The following is a 23,480-nucleotide window of genomic DNA, read 5'->3' as shown; positions in this document are numbered from 1 at the left end:
CTGCATACAAAAAGCTGCCAATTGAGCTATTTCAATCGGCAGCCGTAAAGGGCAAATATTAATTTTAATCCAGGGAATCCTTCAAATCATTATTGGTCATGGCACAAACGCAGGAATCTGACCAAACATTTTCCGCCGTTTCTATCATATCAATAATCGTATAAATCGGGAGGATAACCCCCATGATTCCTAAAGGTGCTCCCATGGAAGACATCAGGGACAGGGTAAGGAAATAACAGCCCATGGGTACACCGGCATTGCCCACCGCCGCAAAGACAGCCACGAATAGCCACGTAATCATGGTTCCCATGGACAGCTCAAAGCCGGCATTCTGCATTACAAACAGGGAGGTGACCAAAATAAAGGCCGCACAGCCATTCATATTAATCGTGGTACAAATTGGCAGAACAAATCGGGAAACCTTCCTGTTCACCTTCAGATTATCCTCAGCTGAAGCCATGGTAACCGGCAGGGTAGCCGCGGAGCTTTTGGTAAACAGGGCTACGGCCAGGGCCGGAGACATTTTTTTGAACACGGTAACAGGATTTAATCCCCTTAAAATCAGGAAAATTGGCAAAACAATGAAGAACTGCAGCACATTTCCACCCATAACCACAGCCACGTACTTGCCCAGGGAACCCACAATAACCCCTGCCTCAATCTGAGCCGCCAGCTGACCGGCAAAGGCCACGATACCAATTGGCAGTACATATACGATACCCCTTATCAGGGTAAAGAGCAGCTCCTGAAGACCATTTATCACCTTCAGAAGGGCCTGCACATTGTCGGTCTTTGGCATATGGGCCAAACCAAGACCCACAGCAAAGGCAATCAGCAGAATAGACAGCACATTCCCGGCCAAAAAGGGCTGAAGCAGATTATTCGGAATAACGGACAAAAAATGATCATAATAGGACAGCTTGCCCAACTTATCCGGTACCTCAGCAACCCCGGCCCCAATAACATCTGCCGGCAGATTTTCCGGTGCTATGAAAATATACAGGGCCAAGCCCACAGCCGCCGCCGCAATAGTGGTCAGCATGGTATATACCACTGCATGACCAAATATACGGCCCGTCTCCTTCTTGGTACCCAAGGTGGCCAAGGTGGTAATCACCGCCAGGGCAATGGTGGGCACTGCCACAAACTGGAACAGCCGGGTAAATACCGTAGCCACAAAACTAAACAAATCATTGAGTACAGGTATATTGAGCCAGCCCAGGATACCACCTGCAATCAGGGCGGCAAACCACAATACCATCTGTTTAAGCTGACCCTTTTGATCAGTTTGCCTTATGGCTTCCTGGGCCTTCTGCTGTACATCATTTTCCTTCGACATATCCTTCCCCTTCTTTCACACACACTTATTCCGACCATTATAGTCGGTAATACTTATATGTTTTATATGATAACCAATATGTACTTCATTGTCAATGAATATTCATCATTACTTTACATTTTATCACTATTTTTCCAGTAAACAAGTTTATTGTTGTAATTCTGAACCACTGTCACCATTATTGGATTTTCTTTTCTTGTTTTGTGCCCGGCACATCTTAAAAAAATCCTTCATGATATTGCAACACCTGTCCTCCAGCACTCCGGCCCGCACCTCTGTCTGATGATTCAGATTGCTGTTGGTCAACACGTTGAAAATCGAATGAACGGCACCGGCCTTCAAATCAGTCCCACCGTATACCACCCGATCAATGCGGCTGTTTACAATTGCCCCGGCACACATGGGGCATGGTTCAATTGTTACATAAAGGGTGGTACCGGAAAGACGCCACCTGTCCAATTTTTGATTGGCGGATCGAATAGCCTCTATCTCCGCATGGGCAGTGGCATCCTTGGCCGTCTCCCGAAGATTATGGCCCACAGAAACAACAGTGCCGTCCTTGGCCACAAGGACGGCACCTATAGGAACTTCCCCGAGCTGATAGGCCTTTTCAGCCTCTGCCAGGGCAATATTCATATACTGTTCGTCATCTAATACCATTTATGCCTCCTTACCGGCTGTAAAAAAACGTAAATCAATGCCCCCCTGATAGAACAGGGACTGGGTAACCTGCTGACAATCCAGCACATAGGCTTCTGTAACCTTAGCCTCCTCCTGCTGCTGCCGCAGCTTCTCGTTCAGCATCTTATGGAATGGAGATCTACCATTGTACTGATCATCACCGCTGTTTTTCCGCAGGAAAGGACTGTTCACGTCACAGTCAACACCCTTTACTCTTGCTACCCGCTCAACCTTCTCCAACATGATGATCACCTCACTTTACATTCTCAATACATGAACCATAACCCCCAAAAATAATTAACTATATCTTCTTGACAAATATATCGATAGATTTTGACGTTAAATTAACCTATTCCCCGGAAATTGCCATGGGTGCCCTCATAAAGTACAAAAAAGGCCCACAAATAACTGCAGACCTTTCATGTACATACTAAATTACATTTTTCAGAAGTAAATTACTTCTTCAGTGCATCCCCCAGGTTGTTCTGAGTATTGCGGGCTGCCTGTACGGACTCAGCGAAGCGCTCCTTCTCCTTGCCCTCAAGCTTCAGCTCAACAATCTTCTCAATACCGTTCTCGCCCAGAATTACTGGAACACCGATGCAGAGATCGTCCTCACCATACTCACCCTCCAGGTATACGCAGCAAGGAATGAGCTTCTTGCCATCAGTGATGATGGACTTAACCAGCTCACCAGCAGCAGCACCTGGAGCATACCAAGCAGAAGTGCCCAGAAGACCAGTCAGGGTAGCACCGCCAACCTTGGTCTGTGCAATAGCATCCTCAAGCTCAGCATCGCTGAGGAAGTGAGTTACAGGAATACCCTTGTAAGTTGCGATGGATCCCAGTGGAACCATGGTCTTGTCGCTATGACCACCGATAACCATACCCTCGATGTCGGTAGGAGTTGCAGGATAACCCTTCTTCTTCAATGCGCAGGACAGGAAATAACGGAAGCGGGAGCTGTCCAGCATACCGCCCATGCCGATAACCTTGTTCTTAGGAAGGCCGGAATTCTTAAATGCAAGATAAGTCATTGCATCCATTGGGTTGGAGATAACAATGAAGATTGCATCTGGGGAATACTTAACAGCCTGCTCAATAACACTGCCTACGATCTTGGCGTTAGTGCCGATAAGGTCCTCACGGCTCATACCAGGCTTACGAGGAATACCGGAAGTAATAACAACAACCTTGGATCCTGCAGTAGCAGAGTAATCGTTGGTAACACCGGTGATAGTAGTGTTGAAGTTAAGGATCTGAGCGGTCTGCATCATATCCATAGCCTTACCTTCGGAAACGCCCTCTTTAATATCGAGAAGTACTACTTCACTGGCATAACCGGCACTTGCAATAACATTTGCTGCGGTAGCGCCTACGTTACCTGCACCTACAACTGTAACTTTCATAATAATTAAATTCCTCCTTTTATTTACCACAGATTGCGTATGGTCACAATCCGAACTTTTAAACTAATAATATTATAACAAATACTTATGAATTAATCAATGAATAACAATAAGCAAAAAAGACTTCTATGACCAGCCTTTACAAAAAAGGAGTGTGGCAGAAAGCCACACCCCGGAATACTTTTTAGAATTTCTTTACATAATGCATGAAGTTAAACAAACCATCAGTTACATAGGTGAAAATACTGCTATAACCACTGTAGTACTCGCCGGAGCTGGTACGCTCATATACGCCATCCATTGCGCCATTCAACGGAGTATCAGTCAAATGGTTTTCGATATGATTTGCATCAGTAAACCACCGTTTGGCATAATTCATTATTGTTGTTCCGTCATTAGCATACATGGTAAACACATTTGTGGCCTGATCATAAGTAAATGCAGTCCACACGCTTGGATTATCTTCATTGGTCATCTTATACCACATAGCAGGCAGGTTTGGACGGGCTTCTGCTTCCTTTTCAGGATACAGCGCTACCTCATATATTACCCCACGGCCATCCTGCACCTCGTACTGGGCACCGATTTCACTGTCACCATTGAAAATAGTGTTACGTACCAAGGTTAAAATGTGTGGCTTAATGGTGTAATTCTGTGGATACAGAACATAAGCAGCCAATGGCTGACTGTACTCATATACGCCACTTTCCTGACTATTAACAAAATCCCTTACTATAACAGCCTCATTCCCATCATCATAACGAACTGCCTGCTTTAAGCCGGCACCATCATAAATGAGATATTCATGGGTATCATAATCGTAATCGAAGGAGAAGTCACCCCAAATATAACCATAATCCTGTTTAAACAGATATCTACCATGTGGACGGTCAACGAAATCCACAGTAGTTGGGCCATAATTAGCCTTCAGGTAATTGTAGGTCTTAATTGGGTCTTCATAGGAAAGGATATACCGCTGTCCCTCTGAGTAATATTTCAGGACAGTACTATTCAAGTCATAAATTTCCTCAGAGCTGTTAGTTGGCAGGGTGCTTGGTGCAGCGGCAATAGCACCGTCAGAAGCCAGCTGCGGACCGTTGCCGGTACCAGGCATAGGAGCAGCTGCGTTAACCTCTGGACCCAGCTGTTCATACTGCTGCTGATATACGCCGCCCTCATACTTGGTCCGTACCTCCTGTGGTACTACTTCCTTATAAAAATCATCATTTTCGTTTTGCTTTATGTTACCAATAACCGATATAATAACCCCATCATTCTCCCATACGGTTCTGGCAGGGAACTGGGAAGAATTATTGGTAACGTATATAGCATCATTCAGCTTCTTTAAGTCATCCTTGTACTTATTCATCTTGCCCTGATGACGCTGCTGCTTGGCGTTGGCGTGCTTCAAACGTTCATGTTGGAATTTACCAATATCGTCTATGATATTAGGATCGTATTTCTCAGCCTTCCCGTAGTCAGAGTCCGCCTCACTCATCCGGCCCAATGCCTGATTGCACAAAGACCGATAATAATAGGTATGAGCCGACTTGTCATTTATTTCCAAGCTCTTATTAAAATCCGCCATGGCCTTATCATATTGGCCCAATGCGTAATAAATAGAGCCTCTTGTATCAAGATAATTGTCATCTTCCTTATCCTTCATTACTGCCCAGTTGGCATCATCAAGGGCCTGTTCATAATTTCCCAATAAGTAATTATGCCATGCCCTATTATTATATGTTGCTGCATTAGGCGTAACTTCAATACGCTTGGTGTCCCACTCCAGGGCTTCATCATAATTCCCCAATTCCCAGCATGCCTTGCCCAGATCACGAATAATAGCATGATCATGGCAGCCGTCATCGTAGAGCTTCTTTAAAAACTTGTATGCCTTGTCCCAATCCTTTTCATCTACAGCCCTTTCTGCCTGGTTAAAAGCATCGCCATATGCAGCGTCGAAGGACCGATTGGCCGCAATCACCTTATTGCACAGATCCGGGAACATGCTTTTTACTGTGTTGTATACCGTAAGTGTATTACCGGAAATTTTTACAAAGCGGTATTTACACATTGTCACGTTCTCAATGTGAATAGGATTACGGAAATATGTTACCGTATCATCAATTGGATCGAACAAAACATAGTCCTTACCAATTTCATTTACCACAGGTATTCCATAAGGCAAATACTGCTCTTCGTGGGTAGAAAAGGCACATCGAATATAACTGCGCCCGTAGAACTTAACCTCTTTGACATAAGGAACATCCATGCGTAAATAACCGTTTTGTGTGTCAGCTATAATCGGATTTTCCGTATTCTCCGCGTAGGATGTTGCCGTCAGCATCAGCAATATCATCCAAAAAATTGCCAATACCTTTCGTAATTTCATAACCATTCCTCCATGATGTTATTTTGGCCTGCAACCCCACAAGCCGTCTACGATTATAGCACCATCGTCCACCCCACGCAATAAAGCCGCCCTTGTTTAATGGAGGTATAATCCCTTTCTCATTTTATTCTAATTATTTTTCACGATACTCTATTTCTCTTTTACCATAAGATTGGAAAATCAATATTCAATTGGTTTTTCCTCCATAACTTGTTATTTTATAGAGTTAGGGAGGAAAAACTCAAATAGCCACCTTCATCCATTTTCTGGAATCCAGCGGCTAAATTTTATCAAAACTGCGGTTGAAATGATCACTCATCTCAACCGCAGTTTTTACTTTTTGCGCATTTTATTAACTTAGTATTTTATTTACGCCCTATGCGAACCATTATCTTTTCATAAAATTCAAATGGCACATTCATATTGCCCTCCCGGCCGGTGCCCAGCTCTATGCCCCTGCGATTGGCTCCGTGGAAGTCGGTGCCGCCGGTGGCCAGCATATTGTACTTCTCTATCATCCGGCCAGCGAACTCACTATCTTCCTCAGAATAATTGGGATAATACCGCTCCATGCCGTCAAGGCCAAAGGACATAAGCTCCTTCAGGGCTTTCTCCTTCTTCTCCCAGGACCAGCCCTTCATGCCAATATCCTTATGATAATGGGCCAAGGAGGTTACGCCTCCGGCCTTCTTTATAACCGGCAGGGCTTCTTCGGCGGAAATATCTCCATATACACCTGCTTCCTTAAGGCCCGGATTTAGATATTCATCCCACAATGTCTGAATCTTGCATGGGAGATTCATGGCCACAAGAGTACGCATAATGGCATAACGGTCCAAATGAACGGAAGCATGCTTTTTTACCTTGTCCATGGTGATATCCAAACCCTTACGCTGAATATATTCCACCACCTGGTCCATATTCCTTTCCTTGTTATGGCGAATCTTGGCATAAAGCTGTTTAAAATCAGGATTGGCCTCGTCAAAGCCTAGGCACACAATGTGCAGCTTGTGGTCCTCATAGGCCACGGTCATTTCCATGCCGTTTATGAAATTAATCCCCAGCTTTTTGGCTTCATCTGCCGCTTCCCCATTTCCTGCAATGGATTCGTGGTCGGTGAGGGTCACTGCCTCCAGTCCCTTCTCCTTGGCCAAATCTACTGTATCCCTTGGGGTGTAGGTACCGTCTGAAACGGTGGAATGAACATGTAAATCTATCATAAAATCAATCCTTTACAAAACCTTTTCCTGGCTTTATTCTAGCCCTTCAGTATTTCCCGGGCCTTAAAGAAATTATACACGGCTTCTGCTGATGGGGTATTCATGCCATCAAGGCCAGCCATTTCCTCCACGGAGGCCTGCTTTATCTTTTCTATGGTGCCAAAATGGTCCATCAGAAGCTTGCGCCGTTTAGGGCCAATGCCCTCCACATTATCAAGCACGGAAACCAGATTACGTTTATTGCGCAGCTTGCGGTGATAGGTTATGGCAAAGCGATGGGCCTCATCACGGATACGCTGAATAAGATACAGGGCCTGACTGCTGCGTGGCAGTATCACCGGATCAGATTCCCCTTCCCGGTAAACCTCCTCAAAGCGTTTGGCCAGTCCCACCACAGGGACAGTCAGATGACCGGCTCCCCGGATTATTTCACAGGCAGAGCTGAGCTGTCCCTTGCCGCCGTCAATGATAATCAAATCCGGCATTTCCGCATCGGCCTTGCCATAACGGCGCATGGTGACCTCCCGCATGGATTTGAAATCATCCGGCTTGCCCTCTGCACTGCGAATTTTAAACCGGCGATAATCGGATTTTTTCGGCACCCCATCCTCAAATACCACCATGGAGGCCACGGTTTCCGAGCCCTGGGTGTGGGAAATATCAAAGCATTCCATACGGGTTGGGGGATTTACCAGGCCAAGGTATTTACCCAGCTCCTGCACAGCCCCCACAGTCTGGGCATTGGCCTGCTTCAGGCGGGCGCTTTCATCAGCCAAAGCCTTTTCCGCATTGCCAATGGCCATTTCCACAATATCCCGCTTGGTACCCCGCTTGGGCACATTAATGGACACCTTGTATTTGGTCTGCTCACCCAGCCACTGCTCCAGCAGCTCCTGCTCCTCTATTTCCATAGGAAGCAAAATTTCCCTGGGAATAAAGGTGGCCTGATTATAATACTGCTTCAAAAAGGCTATGAGCAACGCTTCATCGGTTTCTTCCTCACTGCCATCCAGCAGGAAATAATCCCTGCCTACCATTTTACCACTGCGGACGTAAAAAATCTGCATGCAAACGCCTAAACCGGACCGGGCCATGCCAATGGCATCCTGATCCCCCACACCGGTAATAATCCGCTGCTTTTCGGAAATCTTCTGTACGGCCAACAGCTGATCCCGCAGGCGGGCTGCCCGTTCAAATTCCAGCTTGTCAGCTGCCTCATTCATCCTATGCTTCAGGTTGTATTCTACCTGCTCCGTGCGTCCCTCCAGGAACAGTAAAACCTCATCTATCATGAGCTTGTATTCCTCTGGGGATATTTTTCCCGCACAGGGAGCCAGACACCGTTTAATATGGTGCTCCAGACATGGACGGTCCGAATCCATGCGGCGGCAGCTCCGCAGGGGGAACAGCTTTTTTAACAGCCGCAGACTTTCATGCAAGGCTGTAGCATCGGTGTAAGGCCCAAAATACCTGGCGCCGTCCCTTGCCACCCGTCTGGTTATATGAACGCGGGGAAAAACCTCGTTGGTGGTGACCTTTAAATATGGATAATTCTTGTCATCCTTAAGGCTGATATTGTACTTGGGACGGTGCTTCTTTATAAGATTGCACTCCAAAATCAGGGCCTCCACCTCGGAGCCGGTGAGAATGGTTTCAAAATCCTCTATGTGGGCCACCATGGCCTTAACCTTGACAGAATGACTGCTGTTGTGGCGGAAATACTGGGTAACGCGGTTTTTCAGGCTGATGGCCTTCCCCACGTAGATTATTTTGCCCTTGGCGTCCTTCATTATATAGACACCGGGAGAATGTGGCAGAAGGACCAGCTTTTCCTCTATTGTGTTGTTCATTCTGTCACCTCCAAAAGTAATATTATCTATTAGGTCAGGAGCAGTGGGCCTCAGCTCGGGACATGGAACTAAAACTATTGTTTTGTCTATATCAAATAGCGAAAAAAATCATAACTCGCTTCGCCCTTACAGGACTAGCTTCGCGTCGCTCAAACAGATGATTTTTTCCACTAATGCAGGATAACAAAAAATAGTTTCTTAACGTTCCATGCCCTAATGCTTCAGCCAATTTGCCCCTGACATGATTTACTGCATCATGATAAGGGTAGAGGCGATTGCCTAGAGCAATAGAAGCTGGTGCGTCAAAAAATATTTTTCTTGCCCTCACTTATTTTAACGGGAAAAATTACTTGTCTGAGCGCAGCGAGTTGTAATTTTTACCGTTATATTATGGCAAGGAAAATTTTTAGCAACAGCTTCGTGCTATAGGCAACGTCTCTGCCCAATAATAATAATTTTTAATGCTTTTCCTCTAGCAAGGGCTTCAAGAACTTACCCGTATATGATTTCTTGGACTTGGCCACCTTTTCCGGGGTGCCCTCCACCACGATGGTGCCGCCCTTGTCGCCGCCCTCCGGGCCCAGATCAATAATATGGTCTGCGGATTTTATTACATCAAGATTATGCTCAATAACCACCACGGTGTCCCCCCCATCCACCAGACGCTGGAGAATAGCCAGCAGCTTATGGATATCCGCTGCATGAAGGCCCGTGGTGGGCTCATCCAATATATACATGGTTTTGCCGGTGGATCGCTTGGACAGCTCTGTAGCCAGCTTCACCCGCTGGGCCTCACCGCCGGACAGGGTAGTAGCCGCCTGGCCCAGCTTAACATAGCCCAATCCCACATCCTGCATTATCTGCAGCTTATTGGCAATACGAGGTACATTCTTGAAAAACTCCACTGCCTCATCCACTATCATATCCAGCACATCGGCGATGGATTTGCCCTTGTACTTAACCTCCAGGGTTTCCGTATTGTAACGGGCTCCCTTGCAGACCTCGCAAGGCACGTATACGTCAGGCAGGAAGTGCATTTCTATCTTTATAATGCCATCCCCCCGGCAGGACTCACAGCGTCCGCCCTTTACATTGAAGCTGAACCGCCCCGGCTTATAGCCCCGCAGCTTGGCCTCCGTGGTCTGGCTGAACAGAGTACGTATCATATCAAAAACCCCGGTGTAGGTGGCCGGATTGGAGCGTGGGGTTCGGCCTATTGGGGACTGGTCAATATTGATAATCTTGTCAATATTATTTAAACCATTAATCGCCTTGAACTGCCCTGGCTTTCCCTTGGTACGGTACAGCTTGGAGGCTATACCCTTATATAATATTTCATTAATAAGGGTACTTTTGCCGGAGCCGGAAACCCCGGTAACCACTATAAAGGTGCCCAACGGAAGCTTCACCGAAAGATTTTTCAGATTATTTTCCCTGGCCCCAACGACTTCCACAAAAAGGCCATTGCCCTGGCGGCGTTCCTTTGGCACCGGAATGAACCGTTTCCGGCTTAAATATTGTCCCGTTATGGACTCATCCACCGCCATGATTTCCTGGGCGGTACCCTGGGCCACCACAGTGCCGCCATTGGTTCCGGCTCCCGGGCCAATATCTATAATATGGTCCGCCGCAAACATGGTATCCTCGTCATGCTCCACAATAAGGAGAGTATTGCCCAAATCCCGAAGATTTTTCAATGCAGACAGGAGCCGCTCATTATCCCGCTGATGAAGGCCGATACTTGGCTCATCAAGAATATACAGTACCCCCACAAGGCCGGAGCCTATCTGGGTGGCCAGACGGATACGCTGGGCCTCGCCGCCGGACAGGGTTCCCGCTGCTCTGGACAGGGTAAGATAATCCAAGCCCACCGTTACCAAAAAGCCCAAACGGGCATGGATTTCCTTTAAAATCTGGGCCGCAATTTTCTGCTCCCGCTGGTTCAGCTCCAAACCATCAAAGAAGGTGGCGCAGTCCCGCACAGTCATTTCCGTTACCTGCTGAATATTCTTTTCCCCAACGGTTACCGACAGGGACTCAGGCTTCAGGCGGGCTCCATTACATACCGGACATTTATGGATGGTCATGTAATTTTCCAAATCCTCCCGCATGGCATCGGAGTCCGACTCCCGATAACGGCGGTCCAGCAGAGGCATTACCCCCTCAAAGGGCCCCGTGTGAATTTTATACACACCAAACATGTTCTCATAGCCGAAGCTGTATTTCTTTTCCCCAGTTCCATAAAGAAGCTCCTCCTGAAGCTCCGGCTTCATCTCGTCCCAGGGAGTATCAAGGGTCGCCCCATAGGCCTCACAAATAGCCCCCATTTGGCACATACTATAGGATTTTACATTACTGCTAAGGGGCACAATAAGCCCCTCCGCCAAGCTAAGGGAAGTATCCGGCATTACCAATTCAATATCAAACTCGCTATGACTGCCCAGACCACTGCAGGCAGGACAGGCTCCAAATGGATTATTGAAGGAGAACATGCGGGGAGCAATTTCCGGCAGACTGATACCGCAGTCCACACAGGCAAAGTTTTGGCTGAACATGAGCATTTCCCCATCCACTATCTGTACATATGCCACTCCCTCCCCCAGCTTCAGGGCCGCCTCCATGGACTCCGCCAAACGCTGACGGATTTCATCACGGATAACCAGGCGGTCCACCACCACTTCAATGGTATGCTTCTTGTTTTTCTCCAGATTGATTTCCTCGCCAGCATCCATTATTTCACCGTCAATGCGGAGGCGGATGTAGCCCTCCTTGCGGATATGCTCCAGCAGCTTTTTATGCTCGCCCTTCTTGCCCCGCACCACCTGGGCAATTATCAATAGCTTGGTGCGCTCCGGCAGCTCCAGCAGCTGGCCCAGCATCTGGTCAATGGACTGCTGATTTACCGGCTTGCCACACTTCGGACAATGGGGTCGCCCAGCCCTGGCGAACAACAAACGCATATAATCATATATTTCCGTTACAGTTCCCACCGTAGAACGGGGATTACGGCTGGTGGTTTTCTGGTCAATAGAAATAGCCGGTGAAAGGCCCTCAATATAGTCCACATCCGGCTTATCCATCTGTCCCAAAAACATGCGGGCATAGGAAGACAGGGACTCCACATAGCGACGCTGTCCCTCAGCGTACACAGTATCAAAGGCCAGGGAGGACTTCCCTGACCCTGACAGTCCCGTGACTACTACCATTTTGTCCCGGGGAATATCTACGTTTATATTTTTCAGATTGTGGACTCTCGCCCCCTTGATTCTGATATATTTTTCCATCAAATTACCTCTTCTGTGATTTGTAAAGCTTGCCGGTATGAGCAATGGAATTCAGCAGCACCAGCTTCCATTGACCCTTTTTATATTCTAAAACATTTATGCAGGTATTATCCTGCTTGAATTGTAAATAATGATCCAGTCCAATGCCCAATATACTGCACATCAGGGCCATATTGCCCTTGGAATGGGCTCCAATAAAGATGGTTTTGCCGGGATAACGCTCCACAGCATCGTCAATGGCAGCCCGATACCGCTCCTGAAGCTGCTGAAGGGTTTCGCCCCCTGGAATCTGGGTGTTCCAGGGCTCCTTCTTCCACTTCTTGGCCAATTCCTTATTTTCCTTGGACACTTCCTTTTTGGTTCGGCCCTCCCACTCGCCATAGCTGATTTCCGTAAGGCGCGGATCTGTATAGCTTATCTCCATGCCCTTGGCCTTGGCGCATTTTTCCGTGGTCACATAGGCCCGCTCCAATGGACTGGAAATAAACACATCAATAGGCAGCTCCTTAATACTTTCCGCCAGCATATCGGCCTGCATAAGGCCAGTTTCATTTAAGGGAATATCCAGACTTCCCTGGTAAAGATCCTGTACATTGTAATCAGTCTGACCATGACGAACTAAAATGATCCGTGTAACCTCAGCCTTGGCCTCCCCGATGGGCATAGTCACAACCAGACACAGCAAAAACATAATTCCTGCCACTAAACAGCTTATACCCGTAAAACCTTTCCTCATCATAATAAAATCTTCCTTTCCTTTCCTTCCTTCCTTTCCTTCCTTTCCTTTCTTTCTCACCTTTTGCCCTCCAGCTCCCAAATCATATCCCGCAGCTCAGCCGCCTTCTCAAATTCCAACGCCCGGGAGGCCTGCTGCATTTCCCTGGTAAGGGTCTTAATGAGAGCTTCCTTATTCTTGGCCGTAAGCTTCTTTTTCCTTTTGCCCTCTTCCACCTTATAGGCGGCAGCCGCCTCAGCCACCAGGGTGGTTTCAATCAAAGCCTTGACCGGCTTAACAATGGTTTTCGGCACTATGCCATGCTCCTTATTGTAGGCCTGCTGGATTTCCCGGCGGCGCTCCGTTTCATCTATGGCCCGCTTCATGGAATCCGTTATCCGGTCAGCATACATGATAACCTGTCCCTCAGCATTACGGGCCGCCCGGCCAATGGTCTGAATAAGGGATGTATCAGAGCGGAGAAAGCCCTCCTTGTCCGCATCCAAAATGGCCACCAGGGACACCTCCGGCATATCCAGGCCCTCCCGGAGAAGATTTATACCCACCAGCACATCAAATTCACCGGCCCGCAAATCCCGGATTATTTCCGCCCGCTCAAAGGTGGCAATATCCGAATGAAGATACCGCACCCTTATACCGGTTTCCTTCAGATATTCCGTAAGATTTTCTGCCATCTTTTTCGTAAGGGTGGTTACCAGCACCCGCTGGTCCTTCTTTACCCGGAGCTTTATTTCCCCCAACAGGTCATCAATCTGGCCCTCCAACGGACGTACCTCCACTGCCGGGTCAAGCAGCCCCGTTGGCCGGATAATCTGCTGTACCACCTGCTGGGCCCCAGACAGCTCATACTTGGCCGGAGTGGCAGATACATAAACAATCTGATTTATTCGCTGCTCAAATTCCTCAAACCGAAGCGGCCTATTATCAAAGGCAGAGGGCAGGCGGAAGCCATTATCCACTAAGGATTCCTTCCGGGAACGGTCCCCGGCATACATGGCCCTGAGCTGGGGCAGGGTAACATGGGATTCGTCGATAACCATCATAAAGTCCTCAGGGAAATAATCCAAAAGGGTATATGGTGCCTCCCCGGGAGCCCGCTGGGTAAGGTGACGGGAATAATTCTCGATGCCTGAGCAATAGCCCATCTCCTGAATCATTTCCAAATCGTAATTGGTGCGCTGTTCAATGCGCTGGGCCTCAATGAGCTTATTCTGCTCCCTGAAAAGCTTCACCTGCTCCTCCAGCTCAGCCCTTATGGTGCCCATGGCAATCTCCAGATCCTCCTTGGGAGTTACATAATGAGAAGCCGGAAAAACCATGGAGTGGGTCCGCTCACCAAAGATTTCCCCCGTCAGCACTTCAAATTCCACAATGCGGTCAATCTCATCGCCAAACATTTCTATCCGTACCCCGCGATTGTTGTAGCCCGCCGGAAAAACCTCCACCACGTCGCCCCGCACCCGGAAATGGCCCCGTTCCAGCACAATATCGTTACGGTCATACTGCATATTGACCAAGCGGCGCAAAATATCATTGCGGTCAATTTCCTGGCCCTTGTGGAGGGACAGCACCATCTCGTGATAGCTCTCAGGAGAACCCAAGCCGTAAATACAGGACACACTGGCCACGATAATCACATCCCGCCGCTCAAAGAGGGAACAGGTTGCTGAATGACGCAGCTCATCTATTTCATCATTAATGGACGCATCCTTTTCAATATAGGTATCCGTAGAAGGAATGTAGGCCTCCGGCTGGTAGTAATCATAATAGGACACAAAATAGCCCACATAATTCTCCGGAAAAAAGGCCTTAAATTCACTGGCCAGCTGGGCCGCCAGGGTTTTGTTATGAGCAATAACCAATGTGGGCTTCTGCACCCTTTCAATCAGCTTGGCAATGGTAAAGGTTTTTCCCGTACCGGTGGCCCCCAGCAGCACCTGGGCCTCCTGCCCATTTTCTATGCCCCCGGCCAAATCTGCAATGGCTCTGGCCTGGTCGCCCATGGGCTCAAAGGGAGCTACCACCTTAAAGGGAATTCCCTCCCCAAAGTCTATATTATTTAATTTAGGGACCTCTGCCATTTCTCTACCCCCTAAAAAATCAACCCAGTATAATAGAACATATTATCGTTATTATACTCCATATATTCAATTTTTGCCACAGAAAACTTCATGTGAAACGGTGTTTTGCGCTACGCCCTTACAACGAAATCTAAAGCTCATCTGCATCCTTCGGATTTGGACTGTATAAAAATAGCCCGGTCTCAATTCAGGCAATATCAAAGGACATGGTTACCGTAACAATAGTGCCTAAGTCAACGGCACTGTATACCGCAATACTGCCCCCTATTTTGTCCAGCAGCTGCTTGGCCACATAGAGCCCCAGTCCCTGACCATTGGCCCAAGGGTCCACCTGCCGGTTTTCCTGGGTATAGGCCTCAAACATTTTACCTTGAAACTCCGGTGATATGCCAATGCCCTCATCGGAAATCTTCACCCTGCAATTAATCCGTCCCCCATGGGCATGGACCTCCGTGGAGCAGTGTATCTCTGACCCTTCCGGACTGTATTTCAACGCATTATGTACTATATTGAACAAAATGCGCTTTACATAAAGCATATTCCCCACCACCTCGGAATATTTCAGCGTACTTACATTCTCCTCCTCATAGAGCGCGATTTTTTTCACCTTGGCAATAGGCTCCGCAAAGGCCTTAACATATTTATAAACATCACAGAGGTCAAAGGTCTCCGGCTTTTTCTGTTCCTTGACTGCCCGCAGCTCACTGGCAATCTGAATATCCTCGGCCAGCTCATCCATCAGGGCCAAATCCATTTTGAAAAGCTCCATATCCTTGGCCGATGGCGGCGCATCATTGTGCATCATATGGTTCATAATGGATATCACGTCGGACATATTGTCTGCCATATTATTGATAACTGCGTTATTCACATCCATGGCATCCATGGCATTTTTTATATCCAGCTTCAGCTTATCCTCTGACTCCAGCTGCAGCTTCATTATATCATCCACATTGCGAATGGCGATAATAGCACTTTTTTTGTCTGCCATACTGAACAGCCGGCATTGCATATAGACTGTTTTCTGCTTGCGAATAATCCGATAGCTGTACGTAAAATCCTGCTCATTGGCCAAGATACTCTGTATGGAATTTATGGAGAACATTCGGGCCATTTTCCCCTTATCATCCCCATGAACGTATTCCCTAATGTAGCTATCCCGCAATTCATCAAAGGGAAAGGTTCTGTTTTCGTAATAATAGTTCTGTACCTGGACAGAGGATTCATTGCCAACATTCAGTACCTCTGTGGTGCCGGTGGTCAAATCCACCTTTAACACCGTAGCATATCTCATGGTAAGGGAGGATATTATTTCCCGCAGCTGAAGCTCCTTTTCGTTGTCCACTGCCAGGGTAGCTGATCCATAGGCCTTTATTGGCTTGCCCTGCTTATCAAATTCCGTTATGTATCGTACATGAAATGGTATTCTTTCCGGCGTTAAAGGAATAACCCCCTGAATTTGAGCCTCGCCCTGGTCCAGTCGCTTATGCCAATTGCGGTACATATCCTCATAATCCCGGGGGAAAATCCCCATTTCAAATACCGGGTCAGGATAATTTTCCAATACCGGAGGCAACCCCATATCCCGCATACATCTGGTACATGGCCGCATTTCATGGGTGGCAATATCATACTCCCAGGCATATATATTGGCCTGTTCCGCTGCCATACGGAATTTTGCTTCATTATCAGCTATATTCTTAAAGGAATGCTGCATTTCCGTATCATTGTTCAGCAACGCACAATACAGTATTTCCCCTTCATACCGGGCCACCACCCGAAGCTGAAAAACAATACAGCATTCCTGGTAGCCACAGCACTGAGAAAATGACCTGAACCATATTCCATCTGTCGCATATCCAGTATGCCCATCAGCCTGCTTCAGCAAACGGGCAAATTTTTCCTTTTCCTCATCATCGGAAAACTGCCACTGGCCGTCAATTCCCACCCTGTCCAGGGACACCCGGGACAAAATATTTTCCTCATATTGGTCATTGGCCAGCTCCAGCCTGATTATATCATCGGTAAAGGTAAAATATATTACAGCCTCCATATATTGATTAAGAAGATAACGTGCCGTTTCATCGTCGCCGACAAAAATTTTATATTCATGTGGATTTATAAAGGAATTTCCTCTATTCAGCCACACTGAATTTGAATTGTTTTTACTCATAGGAACCTCTCCTGTCTAGCAAATAAAAATTCCAATCAAAAAGGATTTTCTACCGCCATGATAGAAAATCCTTCTTTTTAAAATTAATTTTTATGTAAAAAGGAAAATCAGAACTTCATACTAATCTCTTCACCGTGAGCCAGCCGCTCCTTAAATTCTGCCGTGGCCGCAAACAGGGCATCCGTAGAGGAATTCAGGGCTGTCTCGCAGGAATCCTGAATAACTCCGATGATAAAGCCAACACCCACTGCCTGCATGGCAATGTCGTTGGAGATACCAAACAGGGAGCAGGCCATAGGAATCAACAACAGGGAACCACCGGCTACACCGGAAGCACCACAGGCACCCACCGTGGCCAGCACAGACAGGATAATCGCCGTAGGAATATCCACCTGAATACCCAGAGTATGGGCTACGGCCAGGGTCATAACCGTAATGGTTATGGCAGCCCCCTCCATGTTAATGGTTGCCCCCAGGGGAACCGACACAGAATAGAAATCCTCATCCAGACCCAGCTCCTTGCACAGCTCCATGTTAACAGGAATGTTGGCGGCGGAGCTTCTGGTAAAGAAGGCAGTGACACCGGAGGTACGGAGGCACTTCCAGGTCAGGGAATATGGATTTCTCCCCAGGAACATAAATACAATCAACGGATTTACAATAAAGGTCATGATGAACATGGTACCCACCAAAACCACCAGCAGCATACCATAATCCACGAAGATGGCCATACCATTTTCCGACACAGCGGAATAAACCAGACCCATAATACCAAATGGAGCCAGCTGAATAATCCAGGACACAGCCCGGGATACCACTGCAGCTATTTCGGCCACCATTTCCCTGGTCCCCTCCGAGGCCAGCTTTTTAAAGCCCATACCAAAAATAATCGCCCAGCAGAGGATACCTACATAGTTGGCATTCATCAAGGCAGCAACGGGATTGGCCACCATATTGGTCAGGATGGTCCTTATAACCTCTCCGATACCGCCTGGAGGGGTATTGGTTGCCGCATCGGTAAGCACCATGCCCACAGGCATGGCAAAGCTGAAGCAAACGGCAGCCGCAGCCGCCAGGAGAGTTCCCACTACATACAGGAACACAACGGTTTTAAACCGTCCCCCAATATCACCGGAGGCATTGGCCAGGGCACTGATAACCAACACAAATACCAGTATCGGGGCAATGCCCTTTAATAAGCCTACAAACAGGTTACCAAAAATTGGCACCACCCCATTATCGGGAAGAGCAAGGGCCAGGACAATACCTACCGCCAAGCCACCTAAAATACGCAATATCAGGCTGATGCTCTGCCATTTTCTAAATGCTGTTACCATAAAAATAAACTCCTTATGTTTATAATATTATACTTCGGTGGTACACCACCTAGAAACATATTCTAGTGGTGGTGGACAATCCTGTCAAGAAAATTCCCCTCTGTACGGACATTTATGCTAAAAATCCTTTCTATGAGGATATATCAAATAACAACATTAGACGGTTGTAACAGTCCATTTTTAAGACAGCTGCACATAATTTACCTGGCCTTCGGTCGGGAGCCGATAGGTATGGTCAAAGCAAAGGGTCCTGCCAAAAATCCATATCCCTGGCAGGACCCATTTTATTAACATGTTCAGTTGAAGCCTGTTACTTTACAACTACGTTTACAAGCTTATCAGGCACACAAATCAGCTTTACGATAGTCTTACCAGCGGTAAGCTCCTGAACCCGGCTGTTGTTCTTGGCGGCTGCTTCCATTTCCTCCCGGCTGATACCGGTGGCAATCATAATGCGGTCGCGAACCTTGCCGTTAATCTGGAGAACGATTTCCACCTCAGCCTTAAGGGTGGCCGCCTCATCGCATACCGGCCAGTGCTGGGCATGAACGCTGCTGTCCCCACCGATAAGCTCAGACCACAGCTCCTCGGTCATGTGGGGAGCAAATGGAGCCAGCATCTTGATGAGGTTCAGTGAAACCTCACGGACAAGACCGGCATTCACATTTTCATCATTCTGGAACTTATAGAACTCATTAACCAGCTCCATAACGGAACTGATGGCCGTGTTGAACATAAAGCGATCCCGAATATCCTCCGTCACCTTCCTGATGGTAACATGAAGAACACGGCGCAGCTCTTTCTCATCGTCAGTGAGAGTGCTCTTATCATAGTCATCAGCTGCGGACTTAATCTTATCCTCAAATTGGCTGACAATACGCCATACCCGGTTAAGGAAGCGGAAGGAGCCGGCTACTCCCTCATCGCTCCAATCAAGATCGCGATCCACCGGGGCCGCAAACATAATGAACAGACGAGCCGTATCCGCACCGTATTCATTAATAATTTCCTCAGGGGATACCACATTGCCCTTGGACTTGGACATTTTGCTGCCGTCCTTCAGCACCATGCCCTGGGTCAGGAGATTGCTGAAGGGCTCTGCAAAGTCCACCAGTCCCTCATCACGAAGCACCTTAGTTACAAACCGGGAATAGAGCAAATGGAGAATAGCATGCTCAATACCACCAATATACTGGTCAACAGGAGCCCAATAATTAACCTTGTCGGTATCAAAGGGCTTTTTATCATTCTTGGGATCTGTATAGCGGAGATAATACCAGGAGGAACAGATAAAGGTATCCATAGTATCCGTTTCCCGCTTGGCTGGCTTGCCGCATTTCGGACAGGTGCAATTTACAAATTCCTCGCACTGAGCCAGCGGGGAAACTGCACCAGCCTCAAAGTTTACATTCTCCGGCAGCATTACAGGAAGCTGATCCTCAGGAACCAGCTGCTCACCGCAATCATCACAGTAAATAACCGGAATTGGGGCGCCCCAATACCGCTGACGGGAAATCAGCCAGTCACGGAGGCGGTAATTTACCCGACGCTTACCAAAGCCCTCTCTCTCCGCCTTGTCCATAATCCCCTTGCTGGCCGTCTTAATATCCTGTCCATCAAATTCACCGGAATTACAGAGGATACCCTCCTTGTCGGTATAAGCCTCCGTCATTTCCGCCAGCTTCAGCTCAACACCCTTTGGCTGCAGGGTAACAATTATGTCCAAATTATATTTCTTGGCAAACATCCAGTCACGCTGATCCTCAGAGGGAACACCCATAACGGCACCGGTACCATAGTCAGCAAGTACATAGTTGGTAACCCAGATTTCCGCCTTGTTGCCGTTAAATGGATTAATCATGTATACGCCAGTGCCTACACCCTCCTTTTCGGACTCGGAGGAGGTACGCTCAATATCGGACTGGCTCTGAACCTTCTTTACAAAGGCCCGGATTGCTTCAGCCTTTTCCGGCTTGGCCTGGCAGATAGTCTCCACCATTGGATGCTCGGCGGCCAAGGCCACAAAGGTAATACCATAGGCGGTATCAGGACGGGTGGTATATACGGACAGGGTATCCTTGAGCTCCGGAACCTCAAAATTCAGCTCCAGGCCCTCACTGCGGCCAATCCAGTTGTCCTGCATTATTTTAACACGCTCCGGCCAACCCTTTAATAAATCCAAATCCTTCAGCAGCACATCGGCATAATCGGTAATCTTAAAGAACCACTGGGACAAATCCTTCTTTACTACTTCGTTATCACAGCGCCAGCACAGACCATCAATAACCTGCTCATTGGCCAGTACCGTACCGCAGGTATTACACCAATTTACATAGGCCTTCTTCTTGTAGGCCAGCCCACGCTTATAGAACAGCTCAAAGAGCCACTGGGTCCACTTGTAATAATCTGGACGGCAGGTAGCCACCTCCCGGTCCCAGTCATAGGACAGGCCCATTTCCCGCTGCTGCCGCTTCATGTTGTCCATGTTGGAATAGGTCCAGTCAGACGGCTTTACCCCATGCTTGATAGCCGCATTTTCCGCCGGCATGCCAAAGGCATCAAAGCCCATGGGATGAATGACATTAAAGCCCTCCATGGTCTTGTAACGGGCCAGCACATCACCAATGGAGTAATTGCGCACATGACCCATATGAAGATTTCCCGATGGGTACGGAAACATCTCCAAGGTATAATATTTAGGCTTCTTAGGGTCCATTTCCGTCTTATAGACATTGGACTCAAGCCATTTTTTCTGCCATTTCTTTTCAATCTTTTGTGGCATGTATTTCTCCACAGTGAAGCCCCCCATACGTTTTAATTTAAAATTCAATACGTTATAACGCCATTGTTCAAATTTTCTTCTCCAGAGGAAAAATCTACCAATTAGCGTCTCCCTAAAGGACTAACTCACTTCGTTCGTGTCACAATGAGGTTAGACCTCGTTATATTGTAGAACAATATGTTTGTATCGTCAAATAAAGGAATATCTTAACTTTTCAATTTTACTCTTTATGCTTTGTATACGATTTTAATATTTTTGTGTTCATTGTTTATATTTTTGGCACGTTATTTTATATTTTGCGCCTAGCTTTTTGTATTTTCTATACTTTTGTTTACTATTTTATAAAAAGTATAATCTTGACGGTATTCCCCCAGGACAGTATAATAAAGGCAAGGAAAAGGGTCTGCCGGTAAACGGTCAGCCCCATATAAGTGGTGATTAAGATCAGCCGCCTATGCTTGCAGGCCTAGGGCGGCTTTTCTTATGCTTTAAGAGAAACGATTAACGCAATCAGAAGTATCAGAAATGCGAAAAAATCATATACACTCATAGGCATTGCCCCCTTTCAGGGGCCAAGTATTAACCGCCTACCATTTATAGCAAACACCTTTTCGGATTTATTTTAGCATAAGAGCACTCGGTGTTCAAGAAAATAGGGGTACCGCATTTGATATTTTTATCAAGCAGTACCCCTTTTAAAATACTATATCTGATTATTTTTGTTTTGCATCTCAATATAATGCTATTTACTTTTTCTTCACAGACTGGCCCTTTACCACCGGGGTGATAACGATATCCCAATCCTCCCGTTTTACCTTAAGGGTATAATTCTTGATGCCCTCCCGGAACAGCTCCATTTTTAATTCCAGGAGCTTCCGGCCCAGCTTTTCCAGGGTTTCATCATCGAGACCGGACATGGACAGACTGTTCTTGCCCGTGCCGAAAATCTTTTCCCGACGCTTTTTGTCCTCGGCAGCCTCCGCCGCCATAAACTGTGCTTCCATGGTTACTTCTTCGACATAACCATCCAGCATATCCTTATCAGATAATCCCTTTGGTATCTTTCCCATAGTCCTATCCCTTTCTGGCTCTACTTAGCCCTTCTTGGCCTTGGCCCAGCTGTCCTTCAGACCAACTACCCGGTTAAATACCAGCTTTTCAGGGGTAGTATCCTTGTCAACTACAAAATAACCGGTGCGCAGGAACTGATAATGGGTTCCCACAGCGGTAAAGCTGGCACTTGGCTCAATGAGAGCGTGCTCTACAACCTCCAGAGACTGCTTGTTTACTGCGGCCAGAAAATCCGCCGGCACCTCGCCGTTTTCGTCGGTTTCAATAAGATAGTCATAAAGGCGGACCTCAGCCTCAATGGCATCCTCTGCCGATACCCAATGAATGGTGCCCTTCACCTTGCGGTTAGCCGTAGCGCCACCAGTCTTGGACTCAGGGTCATAGGTGCAGTGAAGCTCCACCACCTTGCCTGCCTCATCCTTAATAACTTCCTCACACTTAATTATATAGCCGTGCTTTAAACGGACCTCACCCTCTGGCTTTAAGCGGAAGAACTTCTTGGGGGCATCCTCCATGAAATCCTCCTGCTCAATGTACAGCTCCCGGGAGAATGGTACGTAACGGTGGGCAGAGGTATTTGGATTATTGTCAGCCAGCATAAACTCCTTCTTACCCTCAGGGTAATTGGTAATAACCACCTTCAACGGGTGAAGAACGGCCATAATACGGTCAGCATTCTTATTTAAATCATCCCGGACACAATGCTCCAGCATGGCCACATCCACCAGACTGTTGGCCTTGGCCACACCGATTTCCTCACAGAAGGTGCGAAGGGAATTAGGGGTGTAGCCGCGACGACGCAGGCCGGAAATAGTGGGCATACGAGGGTCATCCCAACCGGAAACATAGCCCTCCTCCACCAGCTGACGCAGCTTGCGCTTGGAGGTTACCGTATTGGTAAGATTTAAACGGGCAAACTCAATCTGACGAGGACGGGCCCCAACCTTGAAGTCCAATGCCTCCAGCAGCCAGTCGTAGAATGGGCGGTGATCCTCAAATTCCAGTGTACATACGGAGTGAGTAATTTCCTCAATAGCATCAGAAAGAGGGTGGGCAAAGTCGTACATTGGATAAATGCACCACTCATCACCGGTACGATGATGGGAAACGTGGGCGATACGATAA

General features: G+C 47.4%; 15 protein-coding genes. All 15 read right to left on the bottom strand.

The genetic code is table 11. The features are described 5' to 3' along the window. Positions 1–64 precede the first annotated feature (64 nt). Positions 65–1,339, bottom strand: a complete 1,275-nt coding sequence (locus Q0Y54_RS01625) for a dicarboxylate/amino acid:cation symporter (protein ID WP_297963622.1) — start codon at positions 1,337–1,339, stop codon at positions 65–67. A 147-nt stretch (positions 1,340–1,486) separates the two neighbouring features. Continuing rightward, positions 1,487–1,999 carry a tRNA adenosine(34) deaminase TadA gene (tadA, locus tag Q0Y54_RS01620; RefSeq protein ID WP_297963620.1) on the bottom strand — a complete coding sequence of 171 codons (513 nt, stop codon included), beginning with the start codon at positions 1,997–1,999 and terminating at the stop codon, positions 1,487–1,489. Next, positions 2,000–2,263 (bottom strand): rubrerythrin, encoded by a 264-nt coding sequence (locus Q0Y54_RS01615; protein ID WP_297963618.1) that lies wholly within the window; start codon positions 2,261–2,263, stop codon positions 2,000–2,002. 212 nt (positions 2,264–2,475) lie between these two features. Beyond that, positions 2,476–3,429, bottom strand: a complete 954-nt coding sequence (locus tag Q0Y54_RS01610) for a malate dehydrogenase (RefSeq protein WP_297963616.1) — start codon at positions 3,427–3,429, stop codon at positions 2,476–2,478. A gap of 184 nt (positions 3,430–3,613) precedes the next feature. Beyond that, positions 3,614–5,821, bottom strand: a complete 2,208-nt coding sequence (locus Q0Y54_RS01605) for a tetratricopeptide repeat protein (protein ID WP_297963614.1) — start codon at positions 5,819–5,821, stop codon at positions 3,614–3,616. A 365-nt stretch (positions 5,822–6,186) separates the two neighbouring features. After that, positions 6,187–7,041, bottom strand: coding sequence for a PHP domain-containing protein (locus Q0Y54_RS01600; RefSeq protein WP_297963612.1), 855 nt, complete (start codon positions 7,039–7,041; stop codon positions 6,187–6,189). Positions 7,042–7,079: 38 nt separating this feature from the next. Then, on the bottom strand, positions 7,080–8,891 hold the full coding sequence (gene uvrC, locus Q0Y54_RS01595; protein ID WP_297963609.1) for an excinuclease ABC subunit UvrC: 1,812 nt from the start codon (positions 8,889–8,891) through the stop codon (positions 7,080–7,082). 458 nt (positions 8,892–9,349) lie between these two features. Next, positions 9,350–12,175, bottom strand: a complete 2,826-nt coding sequence (gene uvrA / locus Q0Y54_RS01590) for an excinuclease ABC subunit UvrA (RefSeq protein ID WP_297963607.1) — start codon at positions 12,173–12,175, stop codon at positions 9,350–9,352. Positions 12,176–12,179: 4 nt separating this feature from the next. Beyond that, positions 12,180–12,914, bottom strand: coding sequence for a histidine phosphatase family protein (locus Q0Y54_RS01585; RefSeq protein WP_297963605.1), 735 nt, complete (start codon positions 12,912–12,914; stop codon positions 12,180–12,182). Between the two features lie 53 nt (positions 12,915–12,967). After that, entirely contained in the window at positions 12,968–14,992 is a 2,025-nt protein-coding gene (gene uvrB / locus Q0Y54_RS01580; RefSeq protein WP_297963603.1) for an excinuclease ABC subunit UvrB, read from the bottom strand. A gap of 187 nt (positions 14,993–15,179) precedes the next feature. After that, positions 15,180–17,165 carry a PAS domain-containing sensor histidine kinase gene (locus Q0Y54_RS01575; RefSeq protein ID WP_297963601.1) on the bottom strand — a complete coding sequence of 662 codons (1,986 nt, stop codon included), beginning with the start codon at positions 17,163–17,165 and terminating at the stop codon, positions 15,180–15,182. 107 nt (positions 17,166–17,272) lie between these two features. Then, on the bottom strand, positions 17,273–18,502 hold the full coding sequence (gene sstT / locus Q0Y54_RS01570) for a serine/threonine transporter SstT (RefSeq protein ID WP_297963599.1): 1,230 nt from the start codon (positions 18,500–18,502) through the stop codon (positions 17,273–17,275). Between the two features lie 310 nt (positions 18,503–18,812). Continuing rightward, the gene (gene leuS / locus Q0Y54_RS01565) at positions 18,813–21,296 is read right to left on the bottom strand and encodes a leucine--tRNA ligase (RefSeq protein ID WP_297963597.1); all 2,484 of its coding nucleotides are present in this window, start codon (positions 21,294–21,296) and stop codon (positions 18,813–18,815) included. 734 nt (positions 21,297–22,030) lie between these two features. Next, positions 22,031–22,354: a hypothetical protein gene (locus Q0Y54_RS01560; RefSeq protein WP_297963595.1), complete on the bottom strand. Its 324-nt coding sequence runs from the start codon at positions 22,352–22,354 to the stop codon at positions 22,031–22,033. 24 nt (positions 22,355–22,378) lie between these two features. Then, positions 22,379–23,480 (bottom strand): glutamine--tRNA ligase (gene glnS, locus Q0Y54_RS01555; RefSeq protein WP_297963593.1); only part of this gene is annotated, 1,102 nt, incomplete at its 5' end.

Source organism: uncultured Anaerovibrio sp. (assembly GCF_947302755.1).
Lineage (GTDB): Bacteria > Bacillota > Negativicutes > Selenomonadales > Selenomonadaceae > Anaerovibrio.
Note: the sequence above shows the minus strand (reverse complement) of the source record. Positions and strands in the feature narration are given on the sequence as shown.